Below are 13,557 nucleotides of genomic sequence, written 5' to 3'. Positions count from 1 at the left end.
GTCCCGCCGCCCGCGCCGCCTGGCCATACGCCGTGCGGTGTCCGACCCGGCGAACAGGGGCCCGATTCAGGCCAGTTCCCGCTCCCGCGTCTCCGGCAGCGCCAGCACGCAGAGCAGCGACACGACCGCCATCGCGCTCACGTACCAGCCCACCGACGAGGAGCCGAACGCCGACTGCAGCCGGGTCGCCACCAGCGGTGAGACCGCGCCGCCGAGCACACCGCCCAGGTTGTACGCGAGCGAGGCGCCGGAGTACCGCACGTTCGTGCCGAACAGCTCGGGGAGGTAGGCGCCCATCGGGCCGTAGACCACGCCCATGCAGAACAGCGCGCCGCCCAGCGCCAGCGCGATGAGCACCGGCCGCTCGGTGTCGAGGAGCGGGAACAGCACCAGGCCCCACACCACGGAGAGCGCCGCGCCGACGACGACCAGCTTGCGCCGCCCGGCCCCGTCGGAGCGCGTGGCGGCCAGCCAGGTGCCCGCGGCGAGGAAGAGGCAGGCCACCAGGGAGAGGCCGAGCATGGTGTTGCGTGGGACGTGCAGGGTGCCGGTGGCGTAGGCGAGGCAGTACGTCGTGGCCGTGTAGAAGAGGCCGTAGGCCACGACCATGCCGCCCGCGCCGAGCAGCAGTTCGCGCGGGTGGCGGCGCAGCACGTCGAGCGTGGGGACCTTGCTGGCCTCCTGCGCCTCCATGACCTTGGCGAAGACCGGCGTCTCGCTGATCCGCAGCCGCACGAAGAGGCCGACGCCCACCAGCAGGAAGGAGAGCAGGAACGGCACGCGCCAGCCCCAGGAGCGGAACGCGTCGTCGGACAGCGCGGACGAGAGCAGCCAGAAGATGCCCGTCGCCGCGAAGAACCCGACGGACGGGCCGAGCTGCGGGAACGCCGCGTACAGCCCGCGCTTCTTCTTCGGGGCGTGCTCCACCGCCAGCAGCGCGGCCCCGCCCCACTCACCGCCGAGCCCGATGCCCTGGAGGAAGCGGAGCAGGATGAGCAGCAGGGGCGCCCAGATGCCCAGCGTGTCGTAGCCGGGCAGCAGCCCGACGAGCGCGGTCGAGAGCCCCATCAGGAGCAGGGAGGCCACGAGCACGGACTTGCGGCCCACCCGGTCACCGAAGTGCCCGAAGATCACCGAGCCGATGGGCCGTGCCGCGAACGCCACCGCGTACGTGGAGAACGACGCGAGCGTGGCGTTGACCGGGTCGAGGGTCGGGAAGAAGGCCTGGTTCAGGACGAGCGCGGCGGCCGTGCCGTAGATGTAGAAGTCGTAGAACTCGATGGCGGTGCCGATGAACGAGGCCACGGCCACGCGCCGCATGCTCTCCGGGCCCCCGGCCTCCGACGCCGCGTCCTGCGCGCCCTGGACCTGCTGTTTCTCTGCTGCTTCAGCGTCGCTCTGCACGAGCGGCACTCTCACGTCGATCGCAGGAGCCAGTCAATACCCAAGACAGGCCATCTCGGTGCGTGAGACCGGGGCGCCTCGTCCCGGATCACCGCTGCCGGTGAGCCGCCGTCACCTCGTGCAGATGGATGAGGACGTCGTGCGAGCGGCCGAGCGGGATCTTCCACGGGCCGTCCGGGTAGGCCGTGCCGATGCTCCGCGTCGGGCGGGCCTCGGCCAGCCACTTCCTCGCCGCCGCGGGCGCGGTCCTGGTGTCGAGGAAGTAGTCGTCGTGGCGCACCTTGTCGAGCGTGTACTCGTTCATGCCGGGCGTGGCGGGGGCGAGCGAGCGCGGCTTCCAGACCTCGGAGTCCGCGCTCTGCGCCATCAGGCCGCCCCGGTCGAAGGTGAACCCGACGCTCACGTACCGCTCGCCGAGCCGGTCGCGGAGGAAGGCGCCCTGCATCTTCGGGTAGCGCGCGTCGTAGGAGACGTACGCGACATGGGCGTTGTGCGCCGAGAGCAGCACCTTGGTGCCGGTCCGCCGCTGCCACCAGGCGGTGTTGTGCGCCATGACGCGGTCGCGGTGCAGCATGGCGGCCCGCTGCCCCTCGGGGGAGCCGAGGTCGTACGCGAGGATGTCGGCGGTCTGCGCGAGGGACGTGGCGTGCTGGAGCGCCCATGCGAACGCCTCGCTCCCTCCCTTCGGCCGCCGGTCGGCGAGGAGTTCGCACGCCCGCCTCGCCCGCTCCGCCAGCTTCTCGCGCTCGGCCAGGGGGCGGGCCATGTACGCGTCGCCGTCCGCCAGGCGCCGCATGGGTGCGTACAGCCGGGCCAGCTCAGGCCGCAGGCCGGGCTCATGGGCGCCCGCGTAGTCGAGCACGCCGTCGAACACCTCGGCGCCCAGCTCCGGGTAGTTGAGGTCGTCGCCCACGAAACGGAGCTGCCGGCCGGGGTGCTCGTCGTTGTAGGCGCGCATCCAGGTGAGCAGGTGCACGTACTCCTCGGTGTCCCACGGCGTCTTCGCCAGCTCGCGGTGGACGAGCGCGCGGACGTCGTCGTCCCGCTCGCCGCGTACGTAGGCGTCGAAGCGCAGGCCGGTCGTCCAGCTCACCTCCTGGGCGAAGGAGGTGAAGCCCTTCTCCTCGACGAGGTGGCGGAAGACCCGCTCCTTCATCGTGAAGAACTCATGCGTGCCGTGGGTCGCCTCGCCGAGGCCCACCACCGTGGCGTCGCCCACCATGTCGCCGAGCGGCCGCAGGTCCCTGGTGCTGCCGCCGGGGTCGGTCGAGCGCAGCGGGTGGGCCGCGCGCTCGATCGCCGCCACCGGATCGGCGGGCCGTGGCGCCGCGTGCGCGGCCTGGGGTGCGATGAGCGCGCCCGTGCCGACCGCCGCCAGGAGCAGCGGCGGGAGCCTTCGCCGTGTGGTGCGGGACATCTGGTGCCTCCTGGGAACTCGTGCGGCAACCCGCGTGCGCGTACGGAGATCACGGTTCCGCACGGCCGGGGGGCGGCGCCATCCGGCAGGCACCCGTATCCGCGGTGGGGTCTGCCGGGGGGCTGCCGCGCGGGCGCGCGGCGTGTACGTTCGGCGCCATGGCGGAATTCATCCTGGTGGCGGGCGCCTGGCTCGGGGCGTGGGCGTGGGACGACGTGGCGGACGAACTGCGGAAGGCCGGGCACGGCGCCCATCCGCTGACCCTCTCCGGGCTCGCCGACAAGCAGGGAGCACCCGTCGGCCCGCGGACCCATGTGCGTGACATCCTCGACGAGGCCGAGCGCCTGGACCCGCGTGACGTCGTCCTCGTCGGCCACAGCTACGCCGGAATCCCGGTCGGGCAGGCCGCGGGGCTGCTCGGCGACCGGCTCGCCCATGTGGTGTTCGTGGACGCCGACGTCCCTGTCGAGGGAGAGTCGTTCGCCTCCTGCTGGTGGCAGGGCAAGGAGACCTTCGAGGCCGCGCTCGCCGAGAACGACGGCGTCTGGCCGCTCGACACGGCCGGCTTCGACGGGCAGGGCCTCAGCGGAGAACAGATCGCACGGTTCGCGAGCGGTGCGACGCCGCACCCCGGCGCCTCCCTGACCGAACCGGCCGAACTCACGCGCCCGCTCGGGGACCTGCCCGCCACGTACGTCAAGTGCCTGCTGGACGGCGAGGAGCCGATGGACGACGTGGCCGAGGCGCTCAAGAGCGACCGGTGGCGTCTGGTGGAGATGGACACCGGCCACTGGCCGATGTTCTCCCGGCCGCGTGAGCTGGCACGCGTCCTGCACGCGAGCGCGCCGCGCTGAACCCCGCGCCCCCGGTCCCGCCGACCCCTTTCGTCACGACATACCGACTGGTTAGTCTGCCTGGACAGCCAGCCGCGCGAGCCGTGGTCGAGCCCGAGGTCGAAGGAGACCGCACGTGGAGACCCTGAAGGACAAGGGAGTCGTCGTCACCGGCGCCGGGGGCGGGATCGGAGCGGCGCTGGCCCGCCGCTTCGCCGCCGAGGGGGCCCGCGTCGTCGTCAACGACCTGGACGGCGCCAAGGCCGAGGCCGTGGCCGCGGACGTGGGCGGCATCGCCGTGCCGGGCGACGCCTCCGCGATCGTGGAGCGGGCCGCCGAGGCGCTCGGCGGCACGGTCGACGTCTACTGCGCCAACGCCGGGCTCGGCTCCGGCGGCACCGAGGCCGCGCCCGAGGAGGTCTGGGCCGCGGCCTGGGACGTCAACGTCATGGCGCACGTCCGCGCGGCCCACGCGCTGCTGCCCGGCTGGCTGGAGCGCGGCAGCGGCCGCTTCGTCTCCACGGTCTCGGCGGCCGGACTGCTCACCATGATCGGCGCCGCCCCCTACAGCGTCACCAAGCACGGCGCGTACGCCTTCGCCGAATGGCTCTCGCTGACCTACCGCCACCGCGGCCTCAAGGTCCACGCGATCTGCCCCCAGGGCGTGCGCACCGACATGCTGGCCGCCACCGGCAGCGCGGGCGACCTGGTCCTCACGCCCACCGCCATCGAACCGGAGGACGTCGCCACCGCGCTCTTCGCGGGCATGGCCGACGACCGCTTCCTGATCCTGCCGCACCCCGAGGTCGCCGCCTTCTACGAGGCCCGCGCCGTCACCCCGGACAAGTGGCTGGCCGGCATGAACCACATCCAGCGCAAGTGGGAGGCGACCGAGAAGTGACGACCTACCCGGCCGGTTCGGTCTACGCGGCCAAGCCCTGGCTCGCGCGCCTCAACGACGCACAGCGCGGCCCCGTGGAGCCCGCGGCCTCCATGGCGCACTCCTTCCGCGCGGCCGTCGCCAGGGCCCCCGAGCACACCGCCCTCGCCTACTTCGACGGCCGCCTGAGCTACCGCGAGACGGACGCCCTCACCGACTCCGTCGCCGGACACCTGGCGGCCCGGGGCGTCGCCCGCGGCGACCGCGTCGCCATCCTCCTGCAGAACACCCCGCACTTCGTGATCGCGCTCATCGGCGCCTGGAAGGCGGGCGCGACGGTCGTGCCCGTCAACCCCATGTACAAGTCCGCGGAGGTCGCCCACGTCCTCGCCGACGCCGACGTGACCGCGCTGATCTGCGCGGACCGCGCCTGGGAGGCGTACCTGCGCGAGACGGCCGCGGGGTCGCCCGTGCGGATCGTGCTCACCGCCTGCCAGCTCGACCTCCAGAGCAGGAACGACACCCGCGTCCTCGACTTCGAGCGGCTGCCGCCCGCGGCCGACGCCGACGACCTCGTGGCCGTCGCCCGCGCGGGCCACCCGGCCCCCGAAGGGCGTGACCTCGGCCCGTCCGACGTGGCCCTGATCAGCTACACCTCGGGCACCAGCGGCGCACCCAAGGGCGCCATGAACACCCACGGCAACATCACCTACAACGCCGAGCGGCAGCGCACGGGCTCCGGGATACCGGAAGGCGCCTGCTACTTCGCGCTCGCCCCGCTCTTCCACATCACCGGCATGGTCGCCCAGGTCGCGGCGTGCCTCGCCAACGCGGGCACCCTCGCGCTCTCCTACCGCTTCGAGGCCGGCGTGGTCCTCGACGCCTTCGCCGAGCACCGCCCCGCCTACACGGTCGGCCCCTCCACGGCCTTCATGGCGCTGGCCGCCCACCCGGACGCGACGCGCGGCCACTTCGACTCCTTCGCGCTGATCTCCTCGGGCGGCGCGCCGCTGCCCCCGGCCCTGGTGGAGAAGTTCCGCGCCGCCTTCGGCCCCTACCTGCACAACGGCTACGGCCTCACCGAGTGCACCGCCCCCTGCGCCTCCGTGCCGCCCGGCCAGGAGGCCCCCGTCGACCCGGTCTCCGGCACGCTCGCCGTGGGCGTCCCCGGACCCGAGACCGTCGTCCGCGTCCTGGACGACGCGGGGCGGGAGGTCCCCTTCGGTGAGCACGGGGAGATCACCGTGGCCGGGCCCCAGGTGGTGCCCGGCTACTGGAGGCGGCCCGAGGCCACCGAGGAGGCCTTCCCCGACGGCGAACTGCGCACCGGCGACATCGGCTTCATGGACCCCGCGGGCTGGCTCTACGTCGTCGACCGCAAGAAGGACATGATCAACGCGTCCGGCTTCAAGGTCTGGCCGCGCGAGGTCGAGGACGTCCTGTACTCCCACCCCGCCGTCCGCGAGGCGGCCGTCGTCGGCGTCCCCGACAGCTACCGCGGCGAGAGCGTCAAGGCGTACGTGAGTCTGCGCCCCGGCGCCGGGACCGGCGCCGAGGAGCTGACGGCGTACTGCAAGGAGCGGCTCGCCGCGTACAAGTACCCGCGCAAGGTCGAGATCCTGGCGGAGCTGCCGAAGACGACAAGTGGGAAGATCCTCCGGCGGGAACTGCGTTCCCGCTCACAGCAGAGTCGGTGACATCTCGAAAGGCAGGTGGCGGCAGTGGCCAGGACGACGGACGGTGACGGCACACCCGTCCCGCAGCGGCTGCTCGCCGCCGCCACCCGGCTCTTCGCCGACCGCGGCTACGACCGTACGTCCGTGCAGGAGATCGTGGAGGCGGCGGGCGTGACCAAGGGCGCCCTCTACCACTACTTCGGCTCCAAGGACGACCTGCTGCACGAGGTCTACGCCCGGATGCTCCGCGTCCAGCAGGAGCGGCTCGACGCCATCGCGGACGGCGACGCGCCCGTCGAGCAACGGGTCCGCGACGCCGCCGCCGACGTCGTGGTGACCACCATCGACAACCTCGACGACGCCTCGATCTTCTTCCGGTCCATGCACCATCTCAGCCCCGAGAAGAACAAGCAGGTGCGCGCCGAGCGGCGTCGCTACCACGAGCGCTTCCGGGCCCTGATCGAGGAGGGCCAGCGGTCCGGCGTCTTCGCCTCGGCGACCCCGGCGGACCTGGTGGTGGACTACCACTTCGGCTCGGTCCACCACCTGTCCACCTGGTACCGCCCCGAGGGCCCGCTCACCCCCCGCCAGGTGGCGGACCACCTGGCGGACCTGCTGCTGCGGGCGCTACGGCCGTAGCCCTCCGTCCAGCGTGGCCAGGCCGTGCTCGATGAACACGGGCACCAGCTCGCCGATCCGGTCGAAGCCGGCGCCGACCGTCTGGCCGAGCGTGTAGCGGTAGTGGATGCCCTCCAGGATCACGGCGAGCTTGAACCACGCGAAGGCCGTGTACCAGGAGACGGCGGAGACGTCGCGCCCCGAGCGCGCGGCGTACCGCTCGATCAGCTCGGCGGGGTCGGGGTGGCCCGGCGCGCCCGCGGTGGTGCTGACCGGGGAGTCGGGCACGTCGAGCCGGGCGCTGTACATCACGAGCAGCCCGAGGTCGGTGAGCGGATCGCCGAGTGTGGACATCTCCCAGTCGAGGATGGCCCTGATCCGGTCGTCGTCGCCGATCAGGACGTTGTCCAGGCGGTAGTCGCCGTGGACGACGGCCGGCGCGGGCGAGGCGGGCAGCGAGCGCCCGAGCGCGGCGTGCAGCTCGTCGACGCCGGCCAGGTCGCGGTTGCGCGAGGCGTCGAGCTGCTTGCCCCAGCGGCGCAGCTGCCGGTCGAGGAAGCCCTCGGGGCGGCCGAAGTCGCCGAGGCCGACCGCCGCGGGGTCCACCGCGTGCAGGTCGACGAGGGTGTCGACGAGGCCGAGCACCGCGTCACGGGTGCGCTCGGGGCCGAGCGGCGCCAGCTCCTCCGCGGTGCGGTACGGGATGCCGTCCACGTACTCCATCACGTAGAAGGGCGCCCCGATGACGGCCTCGTCCTCGCAGAGCAGGACGGGCGCGGGGACCGGCACGTCCGTGGGGTGCAGGGCGGCTATCACCCGGTGCTCGCGCCTCATGTCGTGCGCGGTGGCGAGGACGTGGCCGAGCGGCGGGCGCCGCACGACCCAGCGCGTGGTCCCGTCGGTCACGGCGTACGTGAGGTTGGACCGGCCGCCCTCGATCAGCCGGGCGGTGAGCGGTCCGCCGACCAGGCCGGGGCGTTCGCGGTCGAGGTGGCCGCGCAACTGGTCGAGGTCGAGGCCCGGCGGGTGGTCTGCGCTCATGGTCGCTCCTGATCGGCGTGGTGGTGATGTGCCACCCCATGATGCCGACCAGTCGGTATGCCGTCCAGAGGCTCACGGCCGCTCAGTGATCGTCCCAGTGGCCGTCGTGCGAGGCGTGCCGGTGGCCGTCGTGCAGATAGTCCACGTGGTCGCCGTGGACCACGGACCTGTGGCCGCAGCCCTCGGCGTGCCGGTGGTCGTGGCCCTGGTGGGCGACGTGCCCGGCCGGCTCGCACTCGTCGTAGTGGTCGGTGTGGGCGCGGTGCATGTGGCCGTCGTGCGCGTAGTCGACGTGGTCGCCGTGCGGCACCTCGGCGTGGCCGCACGCCGGCCCGTGGATGTGGTCGTGCGCCGGGTGTTCGTGGTGGAGCGTGGTCATGTCGCGCACCTTCTGTGACTCGGGGTGGATGACCCTCTCAGGCTAGCGCCATATGCCCGGTTGGTGACGCTATGGAAGCCTTGTGAAGGTTTGCTCGCCCGCGTGCCGGGGACCCGACGGCGCGCCCCACCCGTACGCGACCGACGAAAGCGACACCCATGAAGGCGATCAGCTACCGAAGCTACGGCGGCCCCGAGGTCCTGGAGTACGGAGAAGTGCGCGACCCCAAGGTCGGGCCCGACTCCGTCCTGGTGAAGGTGCGGGCCGCAGCCGTCAACCCCGTCGACTGGAAGTGCCGCGAGGGACACCTCGACGCGCTCCTCGAACCCGTCTTCCCGGTGATCCCGGGCTGGGACGTCGCGGGCGTCGTGGAGCGGCCGGGCGTCGCCGCCCCGGAGTTCTCCGCGGGCGACGAGGTCATCGGCTACGTGCGCGAGGACTTTCTCTCCCGCGGCACCTTCGCCGAGTACGTCGCGGCCCCCGTGCGCACCCTCGCCCGCAAGCCGCGCAACCTCTCCTTCGAGGAGGCCGCCGGGCTGCCGCTCGCCGGGCTCACCGCCTACCAGGTGATCACCAAGGCCCTGGGGGTGAAGCCGGGCGACGTCGTCCTCGTGCACGCCGCGGCCGGCGGCGTCGGCTCCCTCGCGGTGCAGATCGCCCGGCACCTGGGCGCCCGCGTCATCGGCACCGCGAGCGAGCACAACCACGACTACCTGCGCGAACTCGGCGCGGAACCCGTCCGGTACGGGGACGGCCTCGTCGACCGGGTGCGCGGGCTCGCCCCCGACGGCGTGGACGCGGCCTTCGACACGGTCGGCGGCGACACGCTCAAGGCCTCCGCCGAACTGCTGGGCCCGCGGGGGCGGCTCGCCTCCATCACCGACAACGAGGTGGTGGGCCTCGGCGGCCAGTACTGCTTCGTGCGCCCCGACGCCGCCGACCTGACGCGGCTGAGCGAGCTGGCCGAACAGGGCGTCGTGACCGTGCACGTCGACGAGGCGTTCCCGCTGGAGCGCGCCGCCGACGCGCACCGCCGCAGCGCCGAGGGTCGCACCCGGGGCAAGGTCGTCGTCACGGTGGAGTGAGCGGAACCGCCCCCGGGGCCCTCGCCCCGTCAGACGACCAGCGCCGCCGCGCACAGGGCGAGGGCGAGGGTGCACAGGGCCGCCGCCCACGCGCCCCGGCCCGTGAGCCGCCGGGGCCGCGCGGCGGTCAGGGCGACCATCCTGCGGTGGGCGACGGCGAGGAAGCCCAGCCACAGCAGCAGGCAGAGGGCGCAGGCGAGGACCCCCGTCGGGCTCGGCCCCCGGTTCAGGACCGCGCGGGCGGCGAGGACCGCGGCGACCGTGCACGAGAGCGTGGTACGCCGCCACGCGAGCCTGGTGCGCTCCGGCTGGAGCCCGGGGTCCCTCGCGGGCTCGGCGGCCGTCATCCCTCCCACCCGAAGAGGACGACCACCACCATGGCGAGTGCGACCAGGGCGACGACCAGGCCCAGCAGCGCCGGGAAGCGGCCCGCGGGCAGGTCCTCGCCGCGCCGCATGGCCCGCTCGCAGCGCACCCAGTGGCTGACCGCGCGCAGCGAGCTCAGCACGCCCGCCGCGAGCAGCGCGAGGGCCAGGCCGATCCGCCAGCCCCAGCGCAGGTCCGGCAGGAACTGGTCCACCGCGAAGCCGCCGCCGATCAGCGCGAGGGCGGTGCGCAGCCAGGCCAGGAAGGTGCGTTCGTTGGCGAGCGAGAAGCGGTAGTCGGGTGTGTCGCCCTCCTCGCGGATGCGCTCGGGTGCGAACCACAGCCTCAGACTCCGTACGAAATTGCTCACGGGCGCACCATAATCCGTGCCCCCGTCCGCCCTCTCACCAGGCGGTCAGCCCTCACCCGGCGCGGAAGTCGAGCAGCCGCCGGTAGGCGGCGAGCCCGTCGGGCACCCACTCCCACTCGTCGAGCCGCCGCGTCAGCTCCTCCTCGGTGACGAAGGCGTGCCAGGCGACCTCCTCGGCCTGCGGGTCCACGGGCGGCTCGCAGCGCACCTCGTAGAGGGACGACCACCAGCTGTGGCCCGCGCCGTCCTCGTAGAGGAATGTGAACAGCGGCGTCGGGCGCGGCAGCGCGTCCACGCCCAGCTCCTCCCGCGCCTCCCGCAGCGCCGCGTCGTCGTAGGACTCGCCCGCCCCGACCACGCCGCCGACGAACATGTCGTACAGCGAGGGGAAGACCAGCTTCTGCGGGGTGCGGCGGTGCACGAAGACGCGGTCGTCGGCGTCCCGCGCCAGGACGAACACGCAGCGGTGGCGCAGGCCGCGCGCGTAGACCTCGCCGCGCGGCGCCTCCCCGACGACCTCGTCGTTCTCGTCGACGACGGACAGGATCTCCTCGCGGGGGTCGGCCGGACCCGTGGTCGCATCAGTCATGCCGCCCATCCAACCCCACCCGCGGGCGGGGGCGGGATCCGCCACCGGCCGGCCGGCCGGTCCGGCGCCGGCGGCCCGTCGCCGAGCGGGGGCGCCGTCCGCGCCCCGTGGCCACCGCGTGGCATCGCCGGATGCATGCCGAGCAGCACCACGCCCGCCACGATCGCCGCGAGCCCCGCCGCCTCCCACGCGAGGGCGCCCGCGTCGGTCCGCAGCCGGTCCCCGAGGAACCCGACGCCGCACGCGATCCCGGCCAGCGGTTGCGCGGCCGTCAGCGCGGGCAGCGACATCCGCAGCGGAGCCGTCTCGAAGGCGCTCTGCACCAGCACGAGCGCCGTGACGCCGAGCGCGAGCACCCCGTACGGCTGCCACCCCGTGAGCACCTCGGGCAGCCCGCCCGCGGCGAACCGGTCGCCGGTCACCCGCGTCAGCGCGTCCTGCACGCCGTAGAGCAGCCCGGCGGCCAGCGCGAGCAGCACCGGGCCCGCGCCGAGCCGCGACCTCTTGGCGCACGCCGTGAGGACGAGCGCCCCGCCCACCATCACGCCGACGATCAGCCAGTGCCGCAGCGGACTCGTCTCCGCGTCGCCGCCGCGCGGCTCGCCCGCCACGATGAACGCGCTCACGCCGCCCGCGAGCAGCGCGAGCCCCGCCCACCCCTGGCGGCCCAGCGGCTGCCCGGTCTGATACCGGGAGAGGGCGAGGGCGAACAGGAGCTGGGTGGCGAGCAGCGGCTCGACGAAGGAGATCTCGCCCCGGCCGAGCGCGAGCGCCCCGAGCACCATCCCGCAGACCATCAGGCCGATCCCGGCCAGCCAGCGCGGCACCTTCACCAGGTCGATCAGGAGCCGGAAGGAGAGGAAGTCGCTCAGCGGCGCCTGCCGCGCCACGTTCTGCTGGAGCACGAAGCCGAGACCGAGGCAGCAGGCCGCCCCGATGGCGAGGGCGAGAACCAGGACCGACACGTCACACACCTCGGGGCTCGGGCACGAAATGGGACTTCGCCGACGATAACCGCCCATCGCCCGTGCCGCGCACCGGAGCCCGGTGAGTTCGTCCCGACTGCCGGTTGACGTGCGTCATCCCGCTGCCCAGGATCTGACCCATCGGTAACTTCACGGGCCCCTGTCTAGGAGGACGACCCCCATGGCGTACGACGCGGACGTGATCGTGATCGGAGCGGGGCTCGCCGGGCTCGCGGCCACCGCGGAGCTGGTGGACGCGGGCCGCCGGGTCGTCCTCGTGGACCAGGAGCCCGAGCAGTGCATGGGCGGTCAGGCGCACTGGTCCTTCGGCGGCCTCTTCTTCGTCGACTCGCCCGAGCAGCGACGCCTGCGGATCAAGGACTCCCACGCGCTCGCCCTCCAGGACTGGATGGGCACGGCCTCCTTCGACCGTCCGGAGGACCACTGGCCGCGCAAGTGGGCCGAGGCGTACGTGGACTTCGCGGCCGGTGAGAAGCGGTCGTGGCTGCACGGCCAGGGCGTACGGTTCTTCCCCGTGGTCGGCTGGGCCGAGCGCGGCGGCTACGACGCGCAGGGCCACGGCAACTCCGTGCCGCGCTTCCACATCACCTGGGGGACCGGGCCCGGCCTGCTCGCGCCGTTCGTCGAGCGGGTGCGCTCCGGGGTCGCGCGCGGCCTGGTCCAGCTCCGGTTCCGGCACCGCGTCACCGGCCTCTCGCGCAGCGCGGGCGCCCTCGACACCGTCACCGGCGAGGTCCTCGAAGCCTCCGGGATCGAGCGCGGGCAGGCCAGCAGCAGGGAGGTGACCGGCACCTTCGAGTTCCGCGCCCAAGCGGTCATCGTGACCTCCGGCGGCATCGGCGGCAACCACGACCTCGTCCGCGCCAACTGGCCCGCGCGGCTCGGCACGCCTCCCGAGAAGATGATCTCCGGGGTCCCCGCACACGTCGACGGCAAGATGCTCGGCATCGCCGAGCGCGCCGGGGCGCGCCTGATCAACCGCGACCGCATGTGGCACTACACCGAGGGCATCGAGAACTGGAACCCCATCTGGGACCGGCACGGCATCCGCATCCTGCCGGGCCCCTCGTCGCTCTGGCTCGACGCGCGCGGCGACCGGCTGCCCGTGCCGCTCTTCCCCGGCTTCGACACCCTCGGCACGCTCGAACACATCATGGGCACCGGGTACGACCACACCTGGTTCGTGCTCAACCAGCGCATCATCGGCAAGGAGTTCACCCTCAGCGGCTCCGAGCAGAACCCGGACCTGACCGGCAAGTCGGTGCGCGGCGTCCTCGACCGGGCGCGCTCGGCGGTGCCGGGACCCGTCAAGGCGTTCATGGACCACGGCGGGGACTTCGTCGTCGAGAAGGACCTCGGAGCCCTCGTGCGCGGCATGAACGCGCTCACCAAGGAACCCCTCATCGACGAGGCGGCGCTGCGCCGCACCATCGTCGCGCGCGACCGCGGGATAGCCAACCCCTTCACCAAGGACCTCCAGGTCACGGCCATCCGGGGCGCCCGCAAGTTCCTCGGCGACCGCCTCGTCAGGGCCGCCGCCCCGCACCGGATCCTCGACCCCGGGGCGGGGCCCCTCATCGCCGTGCGCCTCAACATCCTCACCCGCAAGACCCTCGGCGGCCTGGAGACCGACCTCTCCGCACGCGTCCTGACCGACGGCGGCCGGCCCCTCGACGGGGTGTACGCGGCCGGGGAGGCCGCCGGGTTCGGCGGCGGGGGAGTGCACGGCTACCGCTCGCTGGAGGGCACCTTCCTCGGCGGCTGCCTCTTCTCGGGGCGCACGGCCGGCCGCGCCGCGGCCCGCCAGGTGGGGTGACGGGGCCGCGCCGGAGCGGCGTCCTCGCACACGAGGTGTGAAGTCCGTGCAAGTCGAGACGAGTTGGTGAAGAAGGCAAGGGCAGGCTGCCCTTGAC

General features: G+C 73.4%; 14 protein-coding genes. 6 read left to right on the top strand and 8 right to left on the bottom strand.

The features are described from left to right. Positions 1 to 66: 66 nt before the first annotated feature. Positions 67 to 1,404, bottom strand: a complete 1,338-nt coding sequence (locus DCW30_RS21140) for an MFS transporter (RefSeq protein WP_418347318.1) — start codon at positions 1,402 to 1,404, stop codon at positions 67 to 69. Positions 1,405 to 1,492: 88 nt separating this feature from the next. Next, a complete protein-coding gene (locus DCW30_RS21135; RefSeq protein WP_076686996.1) occupies positions 1,493 to 2,821 on the bottom strand; it encodes an erythromycin esterase family protein in 1,329 nt (442 codons plus the stop codon). 158 nt (positions 2,822 to 2,979) lie between these two features. Between DCW30_RS21135 and DCW30_RS21130 the strand changes: the two genes are divergently transcribed. The 4 genes from DCW30_RS21130 to DCW30_RS21115 all read left to right on the top strand — a co-directional run bounded on the left by DCW30_RS21130 (position 2,980) and on the right by DCW30_RS21115 (position 6,849). Then, positions 2,980 to 3,675, top strand: a complete 696-nt coding sequence (locus DCW30_RS21130; protein WP_076686997.1) for an alpha/beta fold hydrolase — start codon at positions 2,980 to 2,982, stop codon at positions 3,673 to 3,675. A 124-nt stretch (positions 3,676 to 3,799) separates the two neighbouring features. After that, the gene (locus tag DCW30_RS21125; protein ID WP_373569088.1) at positions 3,800 to 4,555 is read left to right on the top strand and encodes an SDR family oxidoreductase; all 756 of its coding nucleotides are present in this window, start codon (positions 3,800 to 3,802) and stop codon (positions 4,553 to 4,555) included. Then, on the top strand, positions 4,552 to 6,231 hold the full coding sequence (locus DCW30_RS21120) for an AMP-binding protein (protein WP_076686999.1): 1,680 nt from the start codon (positions 4,552 to 4,554) through the stop codon (positions 6,229 to 6,231). The genes DCW30_RS21125 and DCW30_RS21120 overlap by 4 nt, the downstream gene beginning before the upstream one ends. A gap of 24 nt (positions 6,232 to 6,255) precedes the next feature. Beyond that, a complete protein-coding gene (locus DCW30_RS21115; RefSeq protein WP_062772210.1) occupies positions 6,256 to 6,849 on the top strand; it encodes a TetR/AcrR family transcriptional regulator in 594 nt (197 codons plus the stop codon). Here the strand turns inward: DCW30_RS21115 and DCW30_RS21110 are convergent. Together DCW30_RS21110 and DCW30_RS21105 are read right to left on the bottom strand one after the other, a co-directional pair. Further along, on the bottom strand, positions 6,838 to 7,869 hold the full coding sequence (locus DCW30_RS21110; RefSeq protein WP_062772213.1) for a phosphotransferase family protein: 1,032 nt from the start codon (positions 7,867 to 7,869) through the stop codon (positions 6,838 to 6,840). The two genes, DCW30_RS21115 and DCW30_RS21110, sit on opposite strands and share 12 nt — an antisense overlap. An 82-nt stretch (positions 7,870 to 7,951) precedes the next feature. Continuing rightward, a complete protein-coding gene (locus DCW30_RS21105; protein ID WP_076687000.1) occupies positions 7,952 to 8,248 on the bottom strand; it encodes a hypothetical protein in 297 nt (98 codons plus the stop codon). 158 nt (positions 8,249 to 8,406) lie between these two features. Between DCW30_RS21105 and DCW30_RS21100 the strand changes: the two genes are divergently transcribed. Beyond that, a complete protein-coding gene (locus DCW30_RS21100) occupies positions 8,407 to 9,333 on the top strand; it encodes an NADP-dependent oxidoreductase (RefSeq protein WP_076687001.1) in 927 nt (308 codons plus the stop codon). A gap of 29 nt (positions 9,334 to 9,362) precedes the next feature. Here the strand turns inward: DCW30_RS21100 and DCW30_RS21095 are convergent, their stop codons facing one another. Genes DCW30_RS21095 through DCW30_RS21080 form a run of 4 tightly spaced genes read right to left on the bottom strand, consistent with a single transcriptional unit; the run spans position 9,363 to position 11,623 of the window. Continuing rightward, positions 9,363 to 9,680, bottom strand: a complete 318-nt coding sequence (locus tag DCW30_RS21095) for a DUF202 domain-containing protein (RefSeq protein ID WP_076687002.1) — start codon at positions 9,678 to 9,680, stop codon at positions 9,363 to 9,365. Further along, positions 9,677 to 10,069 carry a YidH family protein gene (locus DCW30_RS21090; RefSeq protein WP_062772225.1) on the bottom strand — a complete coding sequence of 131 codons (393 nt, stop codon included), beginning with the start codon at positions 10,067 to 10,069 and terminating at the stop codon, positions 9,677 to 9,679. Before DCW30_RS21090 ends, DCW30_RS21095 begins: the two co-directional genes overlap by 4 nt. A gap of 52 nt (positions 10,070 to 10,121) precedes the next feature. Next, a complete protein-coding gene (locus DCW30_RS21085; protein ID WP_079250427.1) occupies positions 10,122 to 10,658 on the bottom strand; it encodes an NUDIX hydrolase in 537 nt (178 codons plus the stop codon). Then, entirely contained in the window at positions 10,655 to 11,623 is a 969-nt protein-coding gene (locus DCW30_RS21080; protein WP_167552454.1) for a DMT family transporter, read from the bottom strand. Before DCW30_RS21080 ends, DCW30_RS21085 begins: the two co-directional genes overlap by 4 nt. Before the next feature lie 181 nt (positions 11,624 to 11,804). Between DCW30_RS21080 and DCW30_RS21075 the strand changes: the two genes are divergently transcribed. Further along, on the top strand, positions 11,805 to 13,460 hold the full coding sequence (locus tag DCW30_RS21075; RefSeq protein WP_076687004.1) for an FAD-binding dehydrogenase: 1,656 nt from the start codon (positions 11,805 to 11,807) through the stop codon (positions 13,458 to 13,460). Positions 13,461 to 13,557: the final 97 nt, after the last annotated feature.

Origin of the sequence: Streptomyces alfalfae (assembly GCF_004127445.1) — a bacterium.
GTDB lineage: Bacteria > Actinomycetota > Actinomycetes > Streptomycetales > Streptomycetaceae > Streptomyces > Streptomyces alfalfae.
The sequence above is the reverse complement of the archived record's forward strand: the minus strand, read 5'-3'. Positions and strand labels throughout refer to the sequence as shown.

Coding starts and splice junctions, on each gene's coding strand:
- DCW30_RS21135 (WP_076686996.1), bottom strand. CDS start 2,821: ATGTCCCGCACCACACGGCGAAGGCTCCCGCCGCTGCTCCTGGCGGCG.
- DCW30_RS21130 (WP_076686997.1), top strand. CDS start 2,980: ATGGCGGAATTCATCCTGGTGGCGGGCGCCTGGCTCGGGGCGTGGGCG.
- DCW30_RS21110 (WP_062772213.1), bottom strand. CDS start 7,869: ATGAGCGCAGACCACCCGCCGGGCCTCGACCTCGACCAGTTGCGCGGC.
- DCW30_RS21105 (WP_076687000.1), bottom strand. CDS start 8,248: ATGACCACGCTCCACCACGAACACCCGGCGCACGACCACATCCACGGG.
- DCW30_RS21100 (WP_076687001.1), top strand. CDS start 8,407: ATGAAGGCGATCAGCTACCGAAGCTACGGCGGCCCCGAGGTCCTGGAG.
- DCW30_RS21095 (WP_076687002.1), bottom strand. CDS start 9,680: ATGACGGCCGCCGAGCCCGCGAGGGACCCCGGGCTCCAGCCGGAGCGC.
- DCW30_RS21085 (WP_079250427.1), bottom strand. CDS start 10,658: ATGACTGATGCGACCACGGGTCCGGCCGACCCCCGCGAGGAGATCCTG.
- DCW30_RS21075 (WP_076687004.1), top strand. CDS start 11,805: ATGGCGTACGACGCGGACGTGATCGTGATCGGAGCGGGGCTCGCCGGG.